Origin of the sequence: Actinoplanes sp. NBRC 101535, from assembly GCF_030269225.1 — a bacterium.
GTDB lineage: Bacteria > Actinomycetota > Actinomycetes > Mycobacteriales > Micromonosporaceae > Actinoplanes > Actinoplanes rectilineatus.
In genome coordinates this window covers 44,071-66,069 of record NZ_BSSY01000004.1, presented here as the reverse complement: position 1 = coordinate 66,069, position 21,999 = coordinate 44,071, and the positions used below count along the sequence as shown (strand labels likewise).

General features: G+C 72.1%; 21 protein-coding genes. 12 read left to right on the top strand and 9 right to left on the bottom strand.

Translation table 11 applies throughout. The features are described from left to right. Positions 1-229: 229 nt before the first annotated feature. From QSK32_RS12440 to QSK32_RS12420, 5 genes are read right to left on the bottom strand one after another with little or no spacing between them, the layout of a single operon-like run. Complete coding sequence (locus tag QSK32_RS12440) at positions 230-910, bottom strand: WXG100 family type VII secretion target (protein ID WP_052720093.1); 681 nt, start codon at positions 908-910, stop codon at positions 230-232. Further along, on the bottom strand, positions 907-1,221 hold the full coding sequence (locus QSK32_RS12435; protein ID WP_045739993.1) for a type VII secretion target: 315 nt from the start codon (positions 1,219-1,221) through the stop codon (positions 907-909). The genes QSK32_RS12440 and QSK32_RS12435 overlap by 4 nt, the downstream gene beginning before the upstream one ends. Further along, positions 1,221-1,661, bottom strand: a complete 441-nt coding sequence (locus QSK32_RS12430; RefSeq protein WP_157410695.1) for a YbaB/EbfC family nucleoid-associated protein — start codon at positions 1,659-1,661, stop codon at positions 1,221-1,223. The genes QSK32_RS12435 and QSK32_RS12430 overlap by 1 nt, the downstream gene beginning before the upstream one ends. Positions 1,662-1,675: 14 nt before the next feature. Further along, the gene (locus QSK32_RS12425; protein ID WP_045739922.1) at positions 1,676-2,128 is read right to left on the bottom strand and encodes a SitI3 family protein; all 453 of its coding nucleotides are present in this window, start codon (positions 2,126-2,128) and stop codon (positions 1,676-1,678) included. 9 nt (positions 2,129-2,137) lie between these two features. After that, positions 2,138-2,623, bottom strand: coding sequence for a CdiA C-terminal domain-containing protein (locus QSK32_RS12420; RefSeq protein WP_502872527.1), 486 nt, complete (start codon positions 2,621-2,623; stop codon positions 2,138-2,140). 438 nt (positions 2,624-3,061) lie between these two features. Here QSK32_RS12420 and QSK32_RS12415 point away from each other — a divergent pair, with 438 nt between their 5' ends. Further along, entirely contained in the window at positions 3,062-5,689 is a 2,628-nt protein-coding gene (locus QSK32_RS12415; RefSeq protein ID WP_285471940.1) for a glycosyl hydrolase, read from the top strand. 89 nt (positions 5,690-5,778) lie between these two features. Here QSK32_RS12415 and QSK32_RS12410 read toward each other — a convergent pair whose 3' ends face one another. Next, positions 5,779-6,543 (bottom strand): class I SAM-dependent methyltransferase, encoded by a 765-nt coding sequence (locus QSK32_RS12410; RefSeq protein ID WP_285471939.1) that lies wholly within the window; start codon positions 6,541-6,543, stop codon positions 5,779-5,781. Positions 6,544-6,711: 168 nt separating this feature from the next. Here QSK32_RS12410 and QSK32_RS12405 point away from each other — a divergent pair, with 168 nt between their 5' ends. The 3 genes from QSK32_RS12405 (at position 6,712) to QSK32_RS12395 (ending at position 11,647) form a co-directional block, all read left to right on the top strand. Beyond that, positions 6,712-7,296 carry a YczE/YyaS/YitT family protein gene (locus QSK32_RS12405; RefSeq protein ID WP_502872531.1) on the top strand — a complete coding sequence of 195 codons (585 nt, stop codon included), beginning with the start codon at positions 6,712-6,714 and terminating at the stop codon, positions 7,294-7,296. Between the two features lie 93 nt (positions 7,297-7,389). Next, positions 7,390-8,313: an FAD-dependent oxidoreductase gene (locus tag QSK32_RS12400; protein ID WP_285471937.1), complete on the top strand. Its 924-nt coding sequence runs from the start codon at positions 7,390-7,392 to the stop codon at positions 8,311-8,313. A gap of 142 nt (positions 8,314-8,455) precedes the next feature. After that, a complete protein-coding gene (locus QSK32_RS12395) occupies positions 8,456-11,647 on the top strand; it encodes a DEAD/DEAH box helicase (protein ID WP_285471936.1) in 3,192 nt (1,063 codons plus the stop codon). A gap of 47 nt (positions 11,648-11,694) precedes the next feature. Here the strand turns inward: QSK32_RS12395 and QSK32_RS12390 are convergent, their stop codons facing one another. After that, positions 11,695-11,979 carry a BON domain-containing protein gene (locus tag QSK32_RS12390; protein ID WP_045739927.1) on the bottom strand — a complete coding sequence of 95 codons (285 nt, stop codon included), beginning with the start codon at positions 11,977-11,979 and terminating at the stop codon, positions 11,695-11,697. Between the two features lie 201 nt (positions 11,980-12,180). Between QSK32_RS12390 and QSK32_RS12385 the strand changes: the two genes are divergently transcribed. Next, entirely contained in the window at positions 12,181-12,735 is a 555-nt protein-coding gene (locus QSK32_RS12385; protein WP_285471935.1) for an STAS domain-containing protein, read from the top strand. Here QSK32_RS12385 and QSK32_RS12380 read toward each other — a convergent pair. After that, positions 12,689-13,684, bottom strand: a complete 996-nt coding sequence (locus tag QSK32_RS12380) for a GlxA family transcriptional regulator (RefSeq protein WP_285471934.1) — start codon at positions 13,682-13,684, stop codon at positions 12,689-12,691. The genes QSK32_RS12385 and QSK32_RS12380 overlap by 47 nt on opposite strands. A 105-nt stretch (positions 13,685-13,789) precedes the next feature. Here QSK32_RS12380 and QSK32_RS12375 point away from each other — a divergent pair, with 105 nt between their 5' ends. From QSK32_RS12375 to QSK32_RS12365, 3 genes are all read left to right on the top strand, one after another. Then, a complete protein-coding gene (locus tag QSK32_RS12375; RefSeq protein ID WP_045739928.1) occupies positions 13,790-14,209 on the top strand; it encodes a hypothetical protein in 420 nt (139 codons plus the stop codon). A gap of 2 nt (positions 14,210-14,211) precedes the next feature. Continuing rightward, positions 14,212-14,475 carry a DUF3817 domain-containing protein gene (locus QSK32_RS12370; RefSeq protein WP_285471933.1) on the top strand — a complete coding sequence of 88 codons (264 nt, stop codon included), beginning with the start codon at positions 14,212-14,214 and terminating at the stop codon, positions 14,473-14,475. Between the two features lie 110 nt (positions 14,476-14,585). Continuing rightward, the gene (locus QSK32_RS12365; RefSeq protein WP_285471932.1) at positions 14,586-16,247 is read left to right on the top strand and encodes a RyR domain-containing protein; all 1,662 of its coding nucleotides are present in this window, start codon (positions 14,586-14,588) and stop codon (positions 16,245-16,247) included. 284 nt (positions 16,248-16,531) lie between these two features. Here the strand turns inward: QSK32_RS12365 and QSK32_RS12360 are convergent, their stop codons facing one another. Continuing rightward, the gene (locus QSK32_RS12360) at positions 16,532-17,227 is read right to left on the bottom strand and encodes a GntR family transcriptional regulator (RefSeq protein ID WP_045739930.1); all 696 of its coding nucleotides are present in this window, start codon (positions 17,225-17,227) and stop codon (positions 16,532-16,534) included. 123 nt (positions 17,228-17,350) lie between these two features. Between QSK32_RS12360 and QSK32_RS12355 the strand changes: the two genes are divergently transcribed. The 4 genes from QSK32_RS12355 to QSK32_RS12340 are packed head-to-tail and all read left to right on the top strand — an operon-like array spanning position 17,351 to position 21,988. Next, a complete protein-coding gene (locus tag QSK32_RS12355) occupies positions 17,351-18,346 on the top strand; it encodes a BMP family ABC transporter substrate-binding protein (RefSeq protein ID WP_045739931.1) in 996 nt (331 codons plus the stop codon). Between the two features lie 2 nt (positions 18,347-18,348). After that, positions 18,349-20,034, top strand: a complete 1,686-nt coding sequence (locus QSK32_RS12350; RefSeq protein WP_285471931.1) for an ABC transporter ATP-binding protein — start codon at positions 18,349-18,351, stop codon at positions 20,032-20,034. Between the two features lie 5 nt (positions 20,035-20,039). Beyond that, positions 20,040-21,083 carry an ABC transporter permease gene (locus tag QSK32_RS12345; RefSeq protein ID WP_285471930.1) on the top strand — a complete coding sequence of 348 codons (1,044 nt, stop codon included), beginning with the start codon at positions 20,040-20,042 and terminating at the stop codon, positions 21,081-21,083. Next, positions 21,080-21,988 (top strand): ABC transporter permease, encoded by a 909-nt coding sequence (locus tag QSK32_RS12340; RefSeq protein WP_285471929.1) that lies wholly within the window; start codon positions 21,080-21,082, stop codon positions 21,986-21,988. Before QSK32_RS12345 ends, QSK32_RS12340 begins: the two co-directional genes overlap by 4 nt. The last annotated feature ends 11 nt before the right edge of the window (positions 21,989-21,999 follow it).

Below are 21,999 nucleotides of genomic sequence, written 5' to 3'. Positions count from 1 at the left end.
GGTTGTGGCCGGTCCCCGATCCAGACACCCGACCACCCCCTCACCCAATCCGATGAACCCGCCGCCTGCCGTCCACGGATCAGCCCGCAATCGACACCGTGTGAGTAACCGATCACCGTCACACGGTCATCGCGGTATCGACACGGCCTATCACGGCGGACTTATATGTTGATCTCCATGATGGAAAGTGCCGGCACCGTGATCCGAAAAGACGAGCCCCTGGCCGTCATCAATGCACGAGCCGGGTCAAATTGGTCAGACTGGTGATCAGCGCCCCGGCGTAGGTGGCGATCCGCCCCGCCCACGTGGCGACCGCCGCCGCAACCTGCGACGCGACGATCGGCAGCGTCACCACGAGGAGCGACTCCGCCGCCCAGACCACCACCCGGGCGACCAGGTCGGCGATCAGGTCCCGCACGATGTCCCGGGTGAACCGCACCAGGTTCCCCGCCGCCTCCGTGATCGCCCCGATCGCCGTCGCGGTGTACCCGAGCGCGTCGATCGCCACGATGTTGTGCCGCATCAGGCCCGCGTACGCCGTCGCGCCGTCCCCCTCCCAATCCGGCAGGTCCCCGTTCAGATACGACCGCAACTCCACCGCCGCGTCGTTCATCTCCCGGCCGATCTCGTCCCATCGGCTCACCTGGGCCACGACCGACTCCGGCGACCCGGTCAGGTCGTCGAGCATGGTCCGCAGCGGCGCGAAGTACTCCATGGCCCACCCGAGGCCGCCCGCGAACAGCGCACTGAACGGATCCAGCACCACCGACAGCCCCGACAACCCGAGCGACCCGCCCGCGAGCAGCCCGTCCACCCAGTCACCACTCCGGATGGCCGCGATCAGACCGTCGTAGTCCCCGATCGCCGTGGCGTCCGCCGCGGCATCCAGCACCGGCCGCTCATCGGTCACGGCTGCGCCCCGGCAGCGCGGAGGTCGCTGCCCTCGTCCCGGTCGGCCCGCTCGTACGCGGCGGCAGCCGCACTCACCGACTGCGCGCAGAGGGAGAGGTTCCGGACCAGCCGTCCGACGATCTCCTCCTGCCGGACGAGTCGCGTCTCCAGGACCGCCGGAAGCCAGCTGCACAACGTCCCGTAGGCGCCGTCGTCCCGGCCCACACCCACGGTCGCCGCCCGGATCGCGACAAGCCGCTCCCGGACGATCGCCAGATTGGTCACGTGCTGCCGCAACTGCTCCGGATCGACCCGTACGACGTCCGCCATCACCACTCACCCGACCTCTCGTCGCGGAGCCGCCCATCATGGTCCGACGGCCACCCCGAGGCGCCCTGCGGTGAACGCGCGAGCCGGTCCACGATGGCCGCCCCCACCGCCGAGTCGTCCCCGATCGTCTCCCCGACGATCCGCCGAGCCCGCCGGACGATCTCCCGCCGCGCGTCCGCAACCGTCTCCATGACGACCCGGCCCACCGTCTCCGGCGGATATCCGTGCAGGCTGGACCCGAACCGGATGTCCACCAGGGCCCCCTGCGCATCAACCGTCACCTCGACGATCCGCCGGTGATCGGTAGCACTGACCGTCAGCTCCCCGACCCGCTCACTCATCACCTTGGTGCGAGCCGCCAGATCGTCGATCCCCGCTTTCCACGCCGCCACCCGATCCCACGACTCCTCCGGGTCCAGCAGCGTCTCCGCGTCACTCATACCCGCCTCCACGGTCACCCAGGAATGATGCTGTTCGCCGTTTCGTGGAAGTCCCACCAGTCGGCACGGTGATATTTGACGAGTGTGCCCGAGGTTCGGGTGAGTAGCAGCCAGTTTCCGTTGACGGCAAACGCAGCGTCCTCGGACCCGCTGGTCAGTACGTTCTGCACGATCCACAGCGCATTGTTGAGTGCCCGATCGGGGTCCCCGGTCTTCTCCATGCGGAAGGTGGTGTTGACGTACTCCGCGGGCTCCCACTCCCACCACGTGTCATTGTCCATTTCGGCGTCGTAGTAGCCGTTCCGGCCGGCGCGGATCGTGAGGAAGAAGCCGTATCGGTCATAAAGATCCGCGGAGAACAGGGGTGGTCCGTCGGTCGGCCGCTCGCTGGGATCGGGGAGGGCCCGTGCGGTGACCTGCTCGGCGGTGGTCGTTCCGGCAAGGGTCAGGCGGTACTCGATCGCCATGCGTCACGCTCACTTCGGGCCGTCGAAGGGGATGATCTGCATTATGTCGCCGTTCTGGGTGAGTACTTTGACCTCTTTCAGGTCATCGATCGGCCAGTCGGAAAACTGTCGCTGTAGATCGGACATGTCCCCCTGCCAGTCGGTGGTGTTCACCACGACCCTCTGAGTCTGGCCGTCGGACACCTTCTCGGCGACCTCGGTCCAGATGCCTCGAACGGGTTTCGTCGGTGACGGTGAATAGCAGTCGAAGACCCGACCGTCGAGGAGATAGTCCGGTTCTGACTTCGGCTTGCCGGTGTCGCCGGTAGCCTCCCGGGCCTGAGCGATCTGGGCTGTCGAAGGATTCTGGTGGAGATTGTGTCCCTTCCCGGCGAGCTGGACCGCTGCCGAGTTCTCGAGTTCCAGGGCGCGCTTGACCTGTGGGTCCTCCCGCTTGCCGATGCGAGTGGGGTGTCCGGTCGGGATGCCGCCCGGCTGGCCGGTCGGGTGGGTCACCGGAGAAGCCGTACCGAAGGGTTCGCCGTGGGTGCTGGAGTGTGAGGCGTCGGCCTGTCCCGTGTCGACGCTGTGTGTTCCGCCGTGGGTGCGCCGGGGGCGTGGTGTCCCCGCGTCGCGGTGAGGTTCCCTGGGTCGTGGCATGGCCGCCCCGCTCGCTGGAAGTCCTCGCATGGTAACGATTGCCGTCGATTTCGACTGTCGGCTGGCATCCACCGAGCGCTATTGACGGGATTGATGAGCGTATGTAACGTGACGGTTGCTACCGTGTTAAAACGTTTCATAAAGCCTGCTCACCAGGGCTTTCCGGCGTCCTCGCGTGCTGCCGAATCGGCAGCACGCGGTTCATGAGTGCTGCATTGAAACGATTTCTCCCAGGAGCCGCCGTGCGCACCCTGCGCCCGCGGGCGGCCGTCACCGCGACCTGGAGGCGACCCGATGAGACGCCGCACGATCCTCGGCCTCGGCGCGGCCGCCGCGCTGCCCTGGCCCGCCGTCCCCGCCGTGGCCGGGACGAAGGCCGGCGCCGGCATCACCGCCGGCGCCAAGTTCCGCTGGTGGTGGCCGCACGGCCTGGTCGACCCGGCCGAGATCGCCCGGGAGATCGACCAGATCGCCGACGCCGGTTTCGCCGGCGCCGAGATCCAGGACGTGCACCACAGCGTGCGGGTGGACCTGGACGCCGCCGGCCACGGTTGGGGCACCGCCCCGTGGCGGGAGGCGGTCGAGGCGGCGTTGCGCCAGGCCGAGCGGCGCGGCATCACCGTCGACCTGGCCGTCGGCCCGAGCTGGCCGGCCGCCGTCCCCGGCATCACCCCGGACGACCCGGCCGCCGCCAAGGAACTGGTGCACACCGTCACCCCGTTCACCGGGGGCATCACCGCGGCGGTCGCGCCCGGAGTCTTCGCCGTGCAGATCGCCCGGCTGGTCTCGGCCGGCGTGCTCGACCCCACCTCGGTGCGCACCCTCACCCCGGTGGACGGGCAGGTCGAGGTGACCGTCGCCGACGGCGAGTGGCTGCTGTTCACCTACCGGATCCAGGGGTCCGGGCAGGAGCCGGAGGGCGGGCCGCACACCGACCCGGACGCGCTCGTCGTCGACCACTTCAGCGCGGCCGGCACCGCCGCGATCGTCGACGCCTGGAACCGCCTGATCCTGACCGGGCCGATCCGCCGGCTGCTGCGGCAGGCGGGCGGTGACCTGTTCGAGGACTCCCTGGAGCTGGAGTCGGACCATACGATCTGGACGCCGGACCTGGTCGCCGCGTTCGGCCGGCGGACCGGCACCGACCTGCTGCCGCTGCTGCCGGTCGTGATCGCGCCGAAGGGCAAGTACCTCTACGCCTTCGACAGCGACACCACGAACCACGCGCGGGACGCGGTCAGCCAGGTGCTGTCCGATCTGTACCACGAACACCACCTGCTGCCGCTGCGCGACTTCGCGCACTCGCTCGGGCTCCGGCTGCGTGCCCAGCCGTACGGGCTGACGACCGACGCGATCCGCAGCGCGACACTGCTCGACGTGGCCGAGGGGGAGTCGCTCGGGTTCAAGAACCTGGACGACTTCCGGGTGCTCGCCTCGGCCCGCGACATGGCCGGCACGACGGTCCTGTCCTGCGAGGCGGCCGCCTACGCGAACGGCGCGTACAGCACCACGTGGAACAAGGTGCTCCAGACGATGGGCAGCGTGTTCGCCGGCGGCGTCAACCAGGCTGTCCTGCACGGGTTCGCCTACCGGGATGCGCCGGGCGCGGAGTGGCCCGGGTTCGCGGCGTTCTCGCCCTACAACGGGACCGGCATCGGCTATGCGGAGGCGTGGGGTCCCCGGCAGCCCACCTGGCGGCACATACGCGGGATCGCGGGCTGGTTCGCGCGTACCCAAGGATTGCTCCAGACCGGAACCGCCCGCGCCGACCTGGCGTTCTTCCGGCAGAAGGGCTGGACCGCGACCGGGATCGGCGCACCCTGGGCGACCAACGACGGCATCCCGGTCGGCTGGACACACGGCTTCGTCGACGAGGCCTCGCTGGCGCTGCCCGCGGCGACAGTCCGGGGTGGCAGGCTGGGGCCGCCGCGATACCGGGCGCTGATCCTGGACGGCGACGTCTTCCGATCAAAAGATCACACCTTGGGGGTACGCGCAGCGCGCCGTCTCGTGGAGTTCGCCCGCTCCGGGCTGCCGACGATCGTGGTCGGTGACTGGTCCGACGCGCATCCGGTCGACCTGAAACCACTGGTGGCGGAGCTTCTGGCACAGCCGGCGGTCCGCGTGGTGGCCGATCAGGGCGGTATCCCGGCGGCCCTGGAGGCGCTCGGCGTCCACCGTGCCGTGGAGTACGAACGCTCGTCCCTGATGACCGTGCACCGCGTCGACGGCGACACCGACCTCTACTACCTGGCCAACGCCCGGCACGCGGAGAACCGGGTGATCACCGCGATCGACCAGGACGTGTGGCTGGCCACCACTTCCCGGACGACCGTGCCGGTCCTGCTGGACGCGTGGACCGGGGAGCGGCGCGGAATCCCGTTCACCCGCGACGGCGACCGGGTCCGCATCCGGGTGGCCCTGCAACCCGGCCAGTCCCGGTTGATCGTGTTCCAGCGGGCCCGGATCCCGGTGCGGATCCGGACCTTCACCGATCCGCCGATGGAGCTGACCGATTGGGATCTGTCGGTGGAGGACTGGCGGCCGGACGGCGCGACGGCGCACCACCTCACCCTCACCGGCCTCGTGCCCTGGTCGGCGCTGCCCGAACTGGCCGACGTGTCTGGTGTCGGCACCTACCGCACCACGATCGACACGGCCACCGGCGGGCGGGCACTGCTGTCACTGGGCAAGGTCGTCGACACCTGCCGGGTACGCCTCAACGGCCGTCTGCTGCCCCCGGTCGACGTCCTGGAACCGGTCGCCGACCTGGCCCTGCGCCCCGGCCGGAACACCGTCGAGGTCGAGGTCGCCACCACCCTGCTCAACCGGTTGCGCATCACCGGCCCGTCCGTCTTCGGCATCGCGGCCCGCCAGGGCTACGGCCTGCTCGGCCCCGTCACGCTGAGGTGGTACCGATGAAACGGCGCACCGCCCTGTCGGCCGGGGCGGCGCTGGACACACGTGGAGATCCGGGTCGCCGGCAGAACCACCGACTGGACGGGGTCCGGTCAGGGACAGCCGACGATCAGCCGTAGGGCGCCCCTGAATTCCGGCTGCTCGCGCAGGTGGCCGAACCGGTCGTCCCACGCACCCGACTCCAGGTCGGCACGCAGCCGGCCCAGCCCGCCGGCGACGGCCGCCGGGTCGACGAAGTTCCAGGCGGACTGCGCGGCGCGTACCCGCGGATCCAGGAACTGCTCCGGCCGGGCGTAGTAGGCCTCGGTGAACCCGTCCGAGCAGTCGATCGGCACCGGCACCTCGAGCACCTCGGCCCGGCCGCCCACCGCACCGGCGATCATCGCGATCGCCGGGTAGCGGCGACGTTCCGCGGCCATCAGCTCCGGCACATAATCGGCCAGCCACAGCCGGTCCAGTGCGTCCCCGTCGAAGGTCAGCACCGCCACCGGCCCGCGGGCCACCCGGCGCATCTCGGCCAGCCCGCGGACGGCGTCACTCCACTGGTGCACGGTCACCGTCGCCATCGCCGCGTCGAAACCGCCGTCGTCGAACGGCAGCGCCTCCGCGGTCGCATGCAGCGCCGGGGCCGCGCCGGCCGGCCGCTGCGCCCGCATCCGGGCCGACGGTTCGACCGCCAGCACGTAACGGTCGGCCGGCTCGTACGACCCGGCCCCGGCACCCACGTTCAGCACCGTCCGGGCGTCCCCCAGCGCCGCATGGATCATCGCGGCGATCCGCGGGTCCGGCCGGCGCCGCACCGCGTAACCCGCCCCGGTGCTCTCGTAGTCGACGTCCCCGCCGTGCACAGTGGTCATGCGGCGACGCTAAACCCGTACCCCAGGGTTCAGGTCAAGAACGGGCGCGGTCTTTCCGCGTACTCGATGCGGTTCGGCCACGGCCACGGCCACCGGATCGTCCGGCGAGATCAGCCGCCGTCGGCGCGGCCGGATGCCCGAGGCTGCTGGCAGCATGGGGGCGTGACGATGCGCCGGGTCGTGCAGCTGCTGGTGTCGTGTGTGGTGCTCGGGGTGGGCGTCGCGCTGCTGCTGTCGGCGGCGCTCGGCTCGGACGGCTACTCCACGATGATCAACGGGATCACCATCGCGTCCGGGCTGCCGTTCGTGGCGGTCAACTGTGCGGTGGGCCTGGTCCTGGTCGTGATGGCGTGGCTGCGCGGCACCCGCCCCGGGCTCGGCACGATCGCCCAGCCGGTCGTCGTGGGGCTCACCATCTCGGCGCTGCTCGGTGTGGTCGGAGCGCCGGACGGGATGGCCGCCCGGCTGCTGCTGACGGTCGTGGCGCTGCCGGTGCTGGCGCTGGGGGTGGCCGGATACCTGGGCAGCGGCACCGGTGCCGGGCCGACCGAGGCGGCCGCCCTGGCGTGGGATCCGCCGGTGCCGTTCCGCTGGAGCTACAGCCTGGTGCAGGGTGGCGGCGCTCTGCTCGGCTGGTTCCTGGGCGCGGCGGTCGGCCCGGGCACGTTCGTCGTCATCCTCCTGCTCGGCCCGGCCGTCGACCTGCTCCTGCGCCGGCTGCCCGCCCTGGAACTCCGCGCCCGCCGGAGCTGATCCGGCCCTCCGCCCGTACCCGAGCTGATCGTGTCTTTCCCGCCGGGCAAAGCTGATCTTGTCGGGACCGCGGCGGGTGCCTAGCGTGGGGCTGTGAGCCGAATCGTGGTTGTCGGAGCGGGCGTTGTCGGGCTGAGCGTGGCGCATGAGCTGGCGGTCGCCGGGCATCAGGTGCGGATCGTCGCGGAACGGGCGGCGTCGGAGAGCGTGTCCGCGGTGGCCGCCGCCATCTGGTTCCCGCACGCGGTGGCCATCGACGGCGGGGTGCTGGAGTCGGGGCGGGTCACCTACCAGCGGCTGGAGGAACTCGCCGCGGACCCGGCCACCGCGGTCTTCATGCGCGACGGGCTGGTCCGGGTCCGGCGCGACGGGGCCGACCTGAGCTGGACCGCCGCGGTGCCCGGGTATCAGCGGACCGCCGACGGGGTGCGCTGCACGGTGCCGGTCGTCGAGACCGGCCGGTACCTCGTCTGGCTCCAGGACCGGGTGGCGGCGCTCGGCGTGACCACCACGGTGGCCCGGATCCGTGCCACCGGACCCGAGGAGCTGGTGAGCGAGGTGGGGGACCCGGACGCGGTGGTGGTGGCGGCCGGGATCCGGTCGGGGGACCTGCTCGGCGGCGACGACGAGATCTACCCGATCCGGGGACAGGTGGTACGCCTCGCCAACCCCGGCCTGACCGAGTGGTTCACCGACGACGACCACCCGGACGGGCTGACGTACGTGGTGCCGCGGACCCATGACGTGGTGTGCGGCGGGACGGGCCAGGTCGGCAGCTGGGACGAGGAGGTCGACGCGGCCACCGAGGAGGCGATCCTGCGCCGGGTCCGCGCGCTGGTGCCCGCACTGGTTGGGCAGCCGGTCCTGTCCCGGGCGGTCGGGCTGCGGCCGGCCCGGTCGGCACGCCGGCTGGAACGGGCCGGACGGGTGGTCACGTGTTACGGGCACGGCGGTTCCGGGTTCACCCTGTCATGGGGAGACGCGGCCCGGGTGGCGGAACTGATCGGGCCGGCGTAGCCGGGGACGGTGCTTCACGCGTACCCCTGACAGGAAGGCCGGCGCGCAACGGGGCGGCCTCGTGTTCCCGGGACCCTCGGTGCGGGCCCCGATGCTCCGGCCGGGCCGGAGACCGTCACGCCTGCTGGGTAGCCTCGTTGCCGTGACGGACAAGGTGCTGACAGACAGGGTGTTGACGGACGCTGAGGCGGCGGTCTGCGACGTCGTCGGCGCCCGGGCCTTCCAGGCGGCGCGGGCCGCGGTCGCGGCCGGCGAGATCCTCGACGCCCGCTGGATCGTGGCCGGCCGGCGTGCCTCCGGCCGGATCCGCAACACCGTGCGCGGTGGCGCGCGGGCCAACGTCATGATCGGCCCGGACGGCGCGGTCACCGCTGTCGACGGTCACTGCCCGTGTTTCCGGGCGCCGCTCTGCGACCACCCGCTGGCCCTGGTGCTGGCCGCCGGCCTCGACGCCGTCGTCAAGCGGGCCGCCCGCCCCTGGGAGCCGGCCCTGGCCGCGCTGTTCGGCGACGAGGACCCCACCACGGACACCGGCCGGGCGGTGGAGGCCCCGGCCGGGGCGGAGATCGGCCTGCAGTTCGAGGTCGACGCCGACCCCGCCCGGATCCTGCTGCGGCCGGTGGTCCCGGGCCGCACCGGCTGGATCCGCACCGGCGTGACCTGGCAGAACCTCGCGTATCCGTTCCACGGCGGTGCCCCGGAGACCCGCCGGCACGTGGCGCTGCTGCAGGAGTTGCGCATCCTGGCCCGCGGCAACGACCCCTACTACTACGCCGAGCCGCGGGTGATCGGCCTCGACGACTTCGCCAGCCGCCGGGTGTGGGACCTCCTGCTGGAGGCGCAGGAGGCCGGGCTGCCGCTGGTCGCTGCCGGCCGCGGCGCCGAGCCGGTGGTGGTGCGCCCGGAGCCGGTGCGGTTCTCGGTGCGCGCCGACCGCGACGGCGACGATCTGCGGCTGCGCCCGGTGCTGACCGACGGCTCATCGGTGATCGATCCCGGTCGTCTGCTGCTGGTGGGCGACCCGGCGCACGGTGTCGCCTGGTGGGACCGCAGCCCGCGGGGCCTGCCGCAGGCGCTGCGGCTGGCACCGCTGGCCCGGCCGGTGCGCCCGGAGGCCGCGTCCGCCCTGCTCGCCCCGCCGATCGTGGTGCCGGTCGCCGAGGAGCAGCGGTTCCTCCGGCAGTACTACCCCGGTCTCACCCGGCGGGCCGAGGTCGTCGCGATGCACGACTCGGTGCGGCTGCCCGATCTGGACCGGGCGACGCTCACGCTGACCGGCCGCCCACTCCCGGGCCGGCGCCTGGCGCTGTCCTGGGAGTGGGTGACCGAGATCGGCGGCGAGGACCACCGGGAGCCGCTGGGTGCCGGCCCGGAGCAGGGGCGGCGGGCCGGCACGTTGCGCGCGGCCGCCGCGATCCTCCCGCCGGACGGTCCCGCGGTGGTCGACGGCGACGTGATGATCCGGCTGCTCCGCGACCTCGTCCCGCAGCTGGCGGCGCTGCCCGGCGTCGCCGTCGACATGCCCGGCGACCTGGTCGAGGAGCCCGCGGCGCCGGTCGTCGCGTTCACCAGCGTGGAGAGCGGTGAGCGCGACTGGTTCGACCTCGCCGTCCAGGTCTCGATCAACACCGAGCAGGTCGACTTCCGGGGCCTGTTCGTGGCGCTCGCCGCCGAGCAGGAGTTCCTGATCCTGCCCAGCGGGCGTTACGTGACACTGGACCGTCCCGAGTTCCGGCGCCTGCGCGACCTGATCACCGAGTCCCGGGAGCTGCACGACGCCCCGGCCGACACCGTCCGGGTCGGGCGCCACCAGGCCGGGGTCTGGCAGGACCTCGGCGAGTTGGGTGAGGTCACCGGTCCGGCCGCGGACTGGCACAGCGCCGTCCGTTCGCTCTACGCCGAGGGCGACACCCCGCGCCCGCCGGTCCCGGCGACGCTGAAAGCCACTCTGCGCGGCTACCAGGAGGAGGGTTTCCACTGGCTGGCCGCCCTCCACCGGCACGGTCTGGGCGGGGTGCTCGCCGATGACATGGGCCTCGGCAAGACGGTGCAGACCCTGGCGCTGATCTGTCACGTCCTGCAGGAGGGCGGCACACCGGATCCGTTCCTGGTGGTCGCCCCGGCGAGCGTGGTCGGCAACTGGGCCGCCGAGGCCGCCCGGTTCGCCCCGGGCCTCGACGTCCGGGTGGTGCAGCAGACCCGGGCCCGCCGCCCCGGTGGCCTGGCGGCCGCGATCGACGGCGCCGATCTGGTGATCACGTCGTACACGTTGTTCCGTCTGGAGTTCGACGACTATGCGGCCCAGCCGTGGGCCGGCCTGATCCTGGACGAGGCGCAGTTCGTCAAGAACGCCGGTTCCCAGGGCTACCAGTGCGCCCGCCGGCTGCCGGCCGCGTTCAAGCTGGCCATCACCGGCACCCCGATGGAGAACAACCTCTCCGAGCTGTGGGCGCTGCTGTCGATCACCGCGCCCGGCCTGCTGCCCCGGCACGACCGGTTCGCCGACTACTACCGCCGTCCGATCGAACGCGGTCAGGACCAGGAACGCCTCGCCCAGCTGCGCCGCCGGATCCGGCCGTTGATGCTGCGCCGCCGCAAGACCGAGGTGGCCGCCGACCTGCCCGCCAAGCAGGAGCAGACGATCGAGCTGGAGCTCAATCCGCGGCACCGCCGGATCTACCAGACCTACCTGCAGCGGGAGCGGCAGAAGGTGCTCGGCCTGCTCGGCGACATGCAGAAGAACCGGTTCGAGATCTTCCGGTCGCTGACCCTGCTGCGACAGGCGAGCCTGGACGCCGGCCTGGTCGACCCGGAGCACCGGGGTGTCGCCTCCACCAAGCTGGACGCCCTGGTCGAGCGGGTCACCGACATCGTCGCCGAAGGGCACCGGATCCTGGTGTTCAGCCAGTTCACCCGGTTCCTCGGCGCGGCCCGGGACCGGCTGGCCGACGCCGGGATCGACTGTTCCTACCTGGACGGCAAGACCCGGGACCGGTCCGAGGTGATCGCCGGTTTCAAGGCCGGGGACGCCCCGGTGTTCCTGGTGAGTCTCAAGTCGGGCGGGTTCGGGCTGAACCTGACCGAGGCGGATTACTGCATCATGCTCGACCCGTGGTGGAACCCGGCGACCGAGGCGCAGGCGATCGACCGGATCCACCGGATCGGCCAGACCCGCAACGTGATGGTGTACCGCCTGGTCGCCAAGGACACCATCGAGGAGAAGGTGATGGCCCTGCAGGCCCGCAAGGCGGCCCTGTCCGGCAGCGTGCTCGACGGCGGCGACTTCGGTTCGGCCGAACTGACCGCCGCCGACATTCAGGGCCTGCTGGAATGAGCCGGGTTTTACCGATCGGGTGATTTAACCGAAGCTTATGGTGCTGTTCACCCGATGCCGGGCCAGTCCCAGACGACGGGTCCGGCGTGACCCGCCACGCCGATGCGGTTGCACACGTCGAACACGCCCGGCACCGACCACGCCCGCTGCGAGGCCATGCCGCTGTCCCGGGCGGTGGCCACATGCCCGGTCAGGATGACCACGCGGTTCTGCACACTGAGTTTCAGCTGGTGGCGGCCTATCTCAGGATCGAGGCGCAGGGCCTGCGCCACCCGCTGGGCCAGGTCCTCGTCGTCGAGGCTGTCGCCGTGCTGCTCGCCTAGTGGTGACATGCATGGGCCTCGCTCACAGGGGTGCACAGGTCTGGTTGAGCGAGCCTAGTCCGCCGTGTCCATCCGGGCCCACCCGGCATCGAAGCCACAGAATCGGGCACCGCGCCGTCGTCATACGACCGTCATGAATTCGCGGAATGGTCGACATCTCCGCCTCGGAGGGTTGATTCCCGAACACCATCAGCGACGAGGGGGCCACCCATGACCGCCGTTTCCGACGCATCCGGCGTCGAGTTGATCTGCGATGGATGTGGGGAGGTGGCGTCCGCCGGCGCCTACGGGCTGCACGACACCGAATCGGTCCACGCCGCCGTGACCGGAAGCGGCTGGACGGGTTCGTCGTTCGCCCGCGGACCGCACCGGTGCCCGTCCTGTGTGGCGCCGCCGCGCTCGCTCGCCGTCGACATCCCGGACCTGTCGGAGATCGCGGTGGAGATGTTCCCGGCGGCCGCGGTCATCCGGGTGACCGGCGACGTCAGCATCGACGCCATCGGGCCCCTGCGGCAGGCCCTGGACGAGTCCCTGGCCGCCCGTCCGTCCGTGATCGTCGACCTGAGCGGCGCGGGCACCGTCGACCCGCCGGTCCTGAGCACCCTGGTCCGGGCCCGCAACCTGGCCCGCCGCCACCGCAGTGAGGTCCTGCTGGCCGGCCCGTCCCGTTTCGTCCGGATGACCATGCGGACCCGCCTGCGCGCCACGTTCCGCACCTTCACCACCGTCGACCAGGCCCTGATCGCGACGGCTCCGGCTCGGTGACGGGTCCGGGCCTGCGGAACGCCGCCCGGTAACCGGCCGGGCTCGTCCCCACCACCCGCTTGAAGCGTTCCCGGAACGCGACCGGCGACCCGAACCCGGCCAGCGCGGCCACCTGCTCCACCGGCTGATCGCCCGCCTCGAGCAGGTGCTGCGCCCGCCGGATCCGGGCCCGCAGCAGCCACTGCAGGGGCGTCGTCCCGGTCTGCTCCCGGAAACGCCGGTTCAGGGTCCGCACACTCACCCCGGCCCGCCGCGCGATGGCGTCGAGCGTCAGGTCGGCCTCGCTGTTCTCCTGCATCCACAGCAGCAGCGGCTCCAGCGTGCTGCCCCGCGGTGTCGGCGGCTGTTCCGCGACGATGAACTGCGCCTGCCCGCCCTCGCGTTCCAGCGGCATCACCGACAGCCGTGCCGCGTCCGCCGCCACCGCCGACCCGAAGTCCCGCCTGATCAGGTGCAGGCACAGATCCAGCCCGGCCGCCGCACCCGCCGACGTCAGGATCATGCCGTTGTCCACGTAGAGCACGTTCGGATCCACGGTGATCCGCGGGTATGACGCCGCCAACTGTTCCGCCGCGACCCAGTGGGTGGTCGCCCGCAGCCCGTCCAGCAGACCGGTGGCCGCCAGCGTGAACGCCCCGGCGCAGATCGAGGCGATGCGCGCGCCCGCTGCCGCGCTCTTGCGCAGCGCGTCGAGAACCTCGGTGGGTACGCCCTCCGTCAGCACCGCACACCCCGGCACGACGATGGTGTCCGCTTCGAGCAGGGTGTCCAGCCCGTAGGGCACCGTGATGGTGAAGGCGCCCGCGTCGACGGTCGGGGTGAGCCCGCAGACCCGCACCTCGTAGGGTGCCCGTCCGTCCGCGAGCCGGGTCCGGTTGAACACCTCGATCGGTGTCGACAGGTCGAACGGGATCACCCGGTCCAGAGCGAGTACGGCGACGACATGCACGCCCGCCACCCTAACCGCCGTCCCGTGTCACGGGTGGCCAGAATTCGTCGGTGCACGGCAATCCAGCCAGTTCCGGCGCCGGTCGCCCGGACATAGCGTCGCCCGGTGACGAAGTTCCTGCTCTCCCTGCACGTCCTGGCGGCCATCATCGCGATCGGCCCGGTGACCGTGGCCGCCGGCATGTTCCCCGCCGCGGCCCGCCGCGATCACTCCGCCCTGCCGCTGCTGCACCGGATCTGCCGCGTCTACGCCGTGTTCGGCATCGCCGTCCCGGTCTTCGGCCTGGCCACCGCGAGCAGCCTCGGCGTTCTCACCGATACCTGGCTGGTCGTCTCGATCGTGCTGACCCTGGCCGCCGCCCTGATCCTGGGCCTGCTGATCCTGCCGTACCAGCAGCGCATCCTGTCCGGCACGCCGGCCGTCCGGCCCGCCCGGCTGGCCATGCTCACCGGCGTCTTCAACCTGCTCTGGGCCACGGTGACGATCCTGATGATCGTCCGCCCCGGTTCGACGACGGGAGCCTGACCGTGAGCGTGCCCCGCGCCCTGCCGCTCGCCGCCACGGTGGAGCTGGTGTCCCTGCTGGTCCTGCTCGTCAACCTGGTGACCGTCCACTGGAGACCGGTCACGTCCCTGACCGGCCCGGTCCACGGCTGCGCCTACCTGTTCGTCGTCGTCCTCACCCTCACCCACCGCGACGCCACCCTCCGCGCGCGTCTGCTCGCCCTGATCCCCGGCATCGGCGGCCTCCTGGCCCTGCGCCTGCTCCCCGCCGGTCCCGATCGGGCCTGAAACCCGCGCTCCGGACCGCCCGCGCTGTCAAGTCATGGACAGATCCTCGGGATGTCGATCGATCCACTGGATACTCCTGCGACAGGCGGCGCGGATACGGAGGTCCCTGCGTGGCGGTCAACGAAACCCCCGGTGGCACCTCGAGCCGGCTGTGGGCCGGCACCCGGTGGCTGTTCGTCGTTCTCGGCGCCGGGGCACTGGTGCTCGGCTTCCTCGGACTGCAGGAGTTCCTCGGCGCCGAGCAGTACGCGCACTACGGCCGGCGCCCGCTCGACGTCCTCTACTACGACCTGCAGCTCTTCGTGCTCGACTCGGCGCCGCTGGGCGACGGCGGCGTGCTGCCGTTGCGGCTGGAGGTGGCGCGTTTCCTGGCGCCCGCGGTCACCCTGTTCGCCCTCGCCGAGACCGTGCGGGTGCTGCTCTCCGGCGAGTGGTCACGCTGGCGCAGCCGCACCGCCGGCGGCCATGTCGTCGTGGTCGGCGAGACGCCGCTGGCCGATGCCCTCGCCGCGAGCGCCCTCGCCGACGGCCGGCGGGTGGAACGGATCGCGGCCGGTGACGAACTGTCGCTCCGGTCCGTGGGCGCGGCCGGTGCCGACGTGATCCACGCCTGCGTCGATCACCAGCAGGGCGGTGGCGCGCCGAACATCGCCGCGGTGGCGACGGCCGTCGCCGTCGTCGAGCCCGGCCTGGTCCGGTCCGGGCCGTTGCGCGCCTACGCCTGGATCGACGACCAGGTGCTGGGCCGGGCGCTGGCGGCCCGCTGGCTCAGCCACGCCACCCCCGACGGTGTCCGCCTGGACTTCCTGGTCGCCGACGAACTCGCCGCGCGGGAACTGGTCCGCAGCGAACCGCTCGGCGCACCCCTGATGATCATCGGTTTGGGTGCGTTCGGTCAGTCCCTGCTGATCGAGTACGCCCGCCGCTGGCGTCTCCTCACCGGCGCCGGCCGCCTGCCGGTGACGCTTGTCGACGACGCCGCGTCCACGACGGTCCCCGCCCTGCTGGACACCTGGGACGTGGTCCGCGACCACTGCGACGTGACGGTCGTCGACGGTCCGGCGCCGGTGCCGGCCGCGAACCGTCATCGCGTCTACGTCTGTTACGACGACGAGCAGCGCGCGCTGTCGACCGCCCTGACCATGGTCCACCTCTGGCCCGGCGACCCGGGTTCCCTGGTGGTCCGTCTCGACCGGCTGAAGCATCACAGCGTGGTCTTCGGGAGCACCGCCGACCATCTGCTGGACGACCTGCGCGGTCGTATTCGCATGATCGACACGACGGTACTAGCCTGTAGGCCCATGGTGCTGGACGAGGATCTCACGGAACGACTGGCCCGGGCCGTCCACGCGCACTACCTGACGTCCCAGGTGGCGAAAGGGACGCCGATGGGTGCCAACGCCTCCATGGTCGAGTGGGACGACCTCGCCGAGGACGCGAGACAGGCCAACCGCGGTCAGGCCGCCGGCATCGGCGCGAAGATCCAGGCGATCGGCGCGACGGTCGCCCCGCGGGTCGGCCCGGCCGAGCCGTTCGCCTTCACCCCGGCCGAGCTCGACCAGCTGGCCGAGCTGGAACACGAACGCTGGTGCGAGGAACGCACCGCCGCGGGCTGGACCTACGCCGAGACCCGCGACAACGACGCCAAGCAGCATCCGTCCCTGGTCGAGTGGGCCGTCCTCTCCCCGTCCGAACGGGCCAAGGACCGCGAGGCCGTCCAGAACCTGCCGGCGATCCTCGCCGAGATGGCCCTGCAGATCGTCCGTCTCTGACACCGAGGGCCCGGGACGAGCTCCGACGCCCGGGACGAGCTCCGACGCCCGGGACGAGCGCTGAAGCCGCCAGCCCGGTTTCCGCCACACGCCACCTGACCGTGGTGATTTCGGCCGTCCACGGCGCCCGAGTTCACCACGCGCTTGTCTTGCTGTGGTGATTTCGGCCGTCCACGGCGCCCGAAATCACCACAGCGCGGTGGGCGGTGGTGAGTCGGGGCAGCGGGCGCGCCCCGACTCACCACGCGAGGTCGGTTGCGGGTGACGGCGACCGCCGGCCCGGGTCAGCCCAGACGACGGCGGGTGCGGGTGGCGGCCACCGGGTCGATGCCGCCGGTGCTCCACCCGCCGGCCAGCTCGATGCTCTCCGCGCGCCCCGACCGCACGTGGTCGAAGGCCAGCCGTTCCGCCGCGGTGACGTCCCCGTCGGCGAAGGCCGTGTACATCTCCTCGTGTTCCTCGCACTGCCGCACCGGGTCGCGCCGGCGGGTCAGGTGGAACAGCCACTGCACTCGCGCCGCCAGCGGCCGCATCATGTCGCTGAGCAGCGGATTGGCGGCTATCGCGACGACCTCGTGGTGGAAGGCGGCGTTGGCGGAGGCGGTCGCGGCCTCGTCGTGCCGGTGCGCCGCGTCGCGCGCCGCGTCCATGTGCTCCCGCAGCCGCGCCAGCCCCGCGGGTGTCGCCCGTTCCGCTGCCAGCCGGGCGGCCAGGACTTCGAGGCTTTCGCGTACGTCGAAGAGATCGCGCACGTCGTCGGCGGTGAAGGGCGCGACGATCGCCCCCTGACGCGGAACGATCACCACGAGCCCGTCCTGTTGCAGCAGTTGCAGCGCCTCGCGCAGCGGGATGCGGGAGACGTCGAGTTCGGTGGCGAGGTCGCGCTCGATGAGGCGGGAGCCGGGCGGGTGGTGCAGGCCGACGATGCGGTCCCGCAGGGCGGTGTAGACGGTGTCACGCAGGGTGCGGTCGGTGGCCACCGCGTAACGGTATACCGAGAGGTTCTGGAAGCAGAGAGCTAACGGCGGCGCAACGAGCCGACAACAAAGTCTCCCGATCCTCTAGTGGTATACCACTAGAGCGCCACCCCCGAGGAGAACGCCATGAAGGTCCTTGCCCGCAGTGCCGCCCTCGCGGTGTCGTCGCTGCTACCGCTCGCCCTGATCGCCGGATGCGGCGACGACCGGGCCGAGGCCGGCAACGGTGACGGCAAGCTCAAAGTCGGGGTGTTCCTGCCCGGCTCGATCAGTGACACCGGCTTCATGCAGTCCGCCTACCTGGGATATCAGCGTCTGCAGGCGGCCCTCGGCGACGAGGTCGACCTCAGCTACGTCGAGCGGGTCGAGGCCGCCGACTACGAGCAGGCCCTGGTCCGGTTCGCCTCCGCCAGCGACCTGGTCGTCTCGGTCGGCGGCCAGACCGACGCCGACGTGCGCAAGGTCGCCCCGCAGTTCCCGGAGGTGACGTTCGTCGAGATCGGCGGGCCTGCCGACGCCGTACCGCTGGCCAACCTCGCCTACTACGACCCGCAGCAGGCCGAGGCCGAGTTCCTCAGTGGGGTGGTGTCCGCCGCCTCGTCGCAGAAGGGCGCCGTGGGATTCGTCGGCGGCGTGGAACTGCCGGCCATCGTCAACGCCGCGAAGGCGTACGCCAACGGGGTGGCCTTCGCCGGAACCGGCGCCGAGGTCCTCGCGCCGCAGTACGTCGGGGACTTCAACGACCCGGCGAAAGCCAAGCAGGCCGCCGCGGCCGACTTCGGGGCGGGCGCCGACGTGCTCGGACAGATCGTCAACCTCGGCAAACAGGGCATCGAACAGGCCGCGAAGGAGTCCGGCGCCCGCATGGTCGGCGGTCCGATCCCGGGCGACTGCACGGACAGCGCCTACGTCGGCTACGTGAAGACCGACATCGGGGCCGAACTCGAGTACGCGGTGCACGCCGTCCTCGACGGCACGTGGAAGGCCGAGCAGGTCCGGTTCGGGCTGACCTCGGACAACGGCGGCACCGACTTCGTCCTCTGTACGAAGGACGACGCGGTCGCGGCACTGCTCGCCAAGGCCAAGAGTGAGCTGGCCTCCGGCGCGGTCACGGCGTACTGATCATGGGGCTGCTGGTGCTCGAGGATCTGGGACGGTCGTTCGGACCGGTCCGCGCGCTGCACGGGGTCTCGCTGACGGTGGCCCCGGGAACGGTGCACTGCGTTCTCGGCGAGAACGGCGCCGGGAAGTCCACCCTGTGCAACCTGGTGTACGGCGGGTTCGCGCCGACCACCGGAACGATGACGTTGCGGGGCCGGCGGTACCGGCCGGGTTCACCGGCGCAGGCGCTGGCCCACGGGGTGGCGATGGTGCACCAGCATTTCTCGCTGGTCCCGACCATGACCGTGGAGCAGAACCTGCTGCTCGGCGGCCGCGGACTGCGGCTCCGCAAGGCGGACCTCGGCCGTCGCCTGGAGCGGATCGCGGGGGAGTTCGGCCTCACCGTCCCCCGGGACGCGCTCGTCGGTGACCTGCCGATCGGGGCCCGGCAACGCGTGGAGATCGTCAAGGCGCTGCTGCCCGGCCCGGACCTGGTGCTGCTCGACGAGCCGACCGCGGTCCTCGACGGACCGGAGATCGAGGCGCTGATCGCCACCTGCCGGGCCGTCGCCGCGTCCGGCAGGTCGGTGGTGCTGGTGACCCACAAGCTGGGCGAGGTGGCCGCGGCCGCCGACGAGGCCACCGTCCTGCGGTCCGGCACCGTCGCCGGTGGTGGTCCGCTGGCCGGGGACGCCTCGGTTCCCCGGCTGCTGGCGCTGATGCTGGGACGGGACCCGGACGACCTCGATCCCGCCGTCACCGCCGGCCTGGGTGTTCGCGTCGACGTGGCCACCGGCGACGCCACCGACGTCGACGCGGCTACCGGCGACGCCACCGTCGGCGATGCTGCCGCGGAGCGGGCCGACGGATCGGCCGGCCGGGAGCCGGTGCTCCGGGTGGAGGGGATCACCCTGGGACGGGCCGGCCGGACCCGGATCCTGGCGGACGTCTCGCTCACCCTCGCGCCGGGGGAGATCGTCGGGATCGCCGGGGTGGAGGGCAACGGGCAGAGCGACCTCGTGCACGTGCTCTCCGGTGCCACGCGTGCCGACGCCGGCACCGTGCACCTCGGCGGCGTGGACATCACCCGGGCCACGCCGGCCCGGCGGACCGCGCTCGGGCTCGGTGTCGTCCCCGAGGACCGGCACCACGAGGCGATGGTCGGGTCGATGTCGGTGGCCGAGAACCTGTACCTGGCCCGGCTCGGTGACTTCCGCAGGTTCGGTCTCCTGGACCGGCGGCGCCTCGACACGGCCGCGGCGGACGTCATCGCCTCCTTCGACATCCGGACGTCGTCACCGCGTACCCCGATGGGATCCCTGTCCGGTGGAAACCAGCAGAAGGTGGTGCTGGCCCGGGAGGTCGCCATCCCCGGCCTGAAGGTGCTCATCGCCGCTCAACCCACCCGGGGCCTGGACGTCGGGGCCGTCGACCACGTTCTGGCCCGGTTGCGGGCGGTGGCCGCCGGCGGCGTCGCCGTCCTGATCGTCTCCAGTGAACTCCCCGAACTGCTCGCCCTGTGCGACCGGATCCACGTCGCCTACTCCGGCCGGCTTCTCGGACCGGTGCCGGCCGGCGGCGAGCGGGCCGCCGACGAGATCGGCGCCCTGATGACCGGAGCCGGCCGGTCCGCGGCAGCACCGGCGAACGAAGAGACCGGAGCCGGCAAGACCGCGGCAGCGGACGAAGAGACCGGAGCCGTCGCATGAGGAGCATGAGAAGCACGAGGAGAGCACTCGTCGCGGGTGGCGCGGTCCTGGTCGCCCTGCTCGCCGGGCTGGCACTGGCCGCCCTCGCCGGCGCCGGGCCGGCCACCACGATCGGCGCGCTGGCCGAGGGGATGGCCGGCACACCCTACGCGATCGGCAAGTCGCTCAACACCGCCGCCGTGCTCATGCTGGTCGGCGCCGGGTTCTCCCTCGCGCACCGGGCCGGCCTGGTCAACGTCGGCGGCGAGGGGCAGCTCTGCGCCGGTGGCATCGCCGCGACCGCGGTCGGCACCACCCTGCCGGCGGCGACCCCCGCACTGGTCGCGGTGCCGCTGACGCTGCTCGCCGCGTTCACCGCCGGTGGCCTGTGGGCGGCGATCGCCGCGGTCCTGCTGGTCCGGCGCGGCACCAGCGAGATCATCACCACGCTGCTGCTGAACTTCGTCGGCCTCGCCCTGGTCACCCTGATGGTCCACGAGCCGACCCTGCTGCGGCAGCCGGTGACCTCGTCGGAGACGCTTCCGCAGTCCGCGCCCCTGGTCGACGGCGCCCACCTGCCGCTGCTCGGTGTCGAACGGTCTCCGGCGACGGTGGCGATCCTGCTCGCCCTGATCGCCACCGCGGTGATCGGCGTGGTCAGCCGGCACACCCCGGCCGGGTTGCGGCTGCGGGCACTCGGGCAGTCACCGGCCGCCGCCGCCCGCCTCGGCGTCCGGGCCGGGCCCACCCGGGTGGTGGCCCTCTCCACGGCCGGGGCGTTCGCCGGTCTCGGCGGCGGCCTGCTGGTGTCCACCGCCCCCGCCCTGCTCGCCGAGGGGTTCACCTCCGGGTTCGGCTTCGCCGGACTGGTCGTCGGGCTGCTCGCCGGCGGCTCGATGCTCGCGCTGACCGCCGCCGCCCTGCTGCTCGCGTTCCTCACCTCGGGCGGCATCAACCTGCAACTGGTCGCCGGGGTCCCGTCCACCACCGTGGCGATCATCCAGAGTTTGATCATCCTGCTGATCGCGGCCACCGCGACGTGGGCGGCCGGGAAGAAGGCGACCCGATGATGCTCACCCAGATCCTGGTCAGCGGCCTCGGCCTGGCGCTGCCGCTGCTGATCGCCGCCGTCGGGGAACTCGTCAGCGAACGTGCCGGTGTCCTCAACCTCAGCCTCGAGGCGATGATGCTGACCGGCGCGTTCACCGCCGTCACCGGCACCGTCCTGACCGGATCCGCCTGGCTGGGTGCCGCGTGCGGTCTCTGCGGCGGCCTCCTGGTCGGTCTCGCGCAGACCCTTCTCTCGGTACGCCTCCGTGCCGACCAGATCGTCGTCGGTGTCGCCGCGAACGCGCTGGCCCTCGCCGCCACCACCTTCGGCGCGCGGCTGCTGCTCGACGGCGACCGGGGGGTCACCGGGTTCGAGCGCTTGCCGATCCCGGTTCTGGCCGACGTCCCGGTGATCGGGCCGGTCCTGTTCGCGCAGACGGCACTGGGTTACCTCTGCGCCGGCGTGGTGCTGGTGACCGGTCTGCTGCTCGGTCCCCGTACCGGCTGGGGGCTGCGGATCGACGCCACCGGGGAGGACGCCGGTGCCGCCGACTGGACCGGTCTGCCGGTCCGCCGGATCCGGGCCCTGTGCATCCTGCTCACCTCGGCGCTGGCCGGACTCGGCGGCGCGCAGCTGGCCCTCTCCGAGGTGCACGCGTTCAGCGACAACATGACCGCCGGGATCGGTTATCTCGCCGTGGTCGCGGTCATCGCCGGACGGTGGCGCACCCCGGGGACGGTCGTCGCGGCGGTCGCGTTCGGGGTCGCCCAGGCGTTGCAGTACGCCCTGCCGGCGGCCGGTGTGGGCCTGCCGCCCGCGGTGCTCACGATGATCCCGTACCTGGTGGCGATCGTCGCCGTCAGCGGCCTGGCCGGGGCGAGCCGGGCACCGTCGTGCCTGACCGTCCCGTTCGTCCGTGCCTGATCCGCTCGATT

Coding starts and splice junctions, on each gene's coding strand:
- QSK32_RS12345 (WP_285471930.1), top strand. CDS start 20,040: ATGAGAAGCACGAGGAGAGCACTCGTCGCGGGTGGCGCGGTCCTGGTC.
- QSK32_RS12390 (WP_045739927.1), bottom strand. CDS start 11,979: ATGTCACCACTAGGCGAGCAGCACGGCGACAGCCTCGACGACGAGGAC.
- QSK32_RS12385 (WP_285471935.1), top strand. CDS start 12,181: ATGACCGCCGTTTCCGACGCATCCGGCGTCGAGTTGATCTGCGATGGA.
- QSK32_RS12435 (WP_045739993.1), bottom strand. CDS start 1,221: ATGGCGGACGTCGTACGGGTCGATCCGGAGCAGTTGCGGCAGCACGTG.
- QSK32_RS12355 (WP_045739931.1), top strand. CDS start 17,351: ATGAAGGTCCTTGCCCGCAGTGCCGCCCTCGCGGTGTCGTCGCTGCTA.
- QSK32_RS12425 (WP_045739922.1), bottom strand. CDS start 2,128: ATGGCGATCGAGTACCGCCTGACCCTTGCCGGAACGACCACCGCCGAG.
- QSK32_RS12430 (WP_157410695.1), bottom strand. CDS start 1,661: ATGAGTGACGCGGAGACGCTGCTGGACCCGGAGGAGTCGTGGGATCGG.
- QSK32_RS12410 (WP_285471939.1), bottom strand. CDS start 6,543: ATGACCACTGTGCACGGCGGGGACGTCGACTACGAGAGCACCGGGGCG.
- QSK32_RS12415 (WP_285471940.1), top strand. CDS start 3,062: ATGAGACGCCGCACGATCCTCGGCCTCGGCGCGGCCGCCGCGCTGCCC.
- QSK32_RS12340 (WP_285471929.1), top strand. CDS start 21,080: ATGATGCTCACCCAGATCCTGGTCAGCGGCCTCGGCCTGGCGCTGCCG.
- QSK32_RS12405 (WP_502872531.1), top strand. CDS start 6,712: ATGCGCCGGGTCGTGCAGCTGCTGGTGTCGTGTGTGGTGCTCGGGGTG.
- QSK32_RS12350 (WP_285471931.1), top strand. CDS start 18,349: ATGGGGCTGCTGGTGCTCGAGGATCTGGGACGGTCGTTCGGACCGGTC.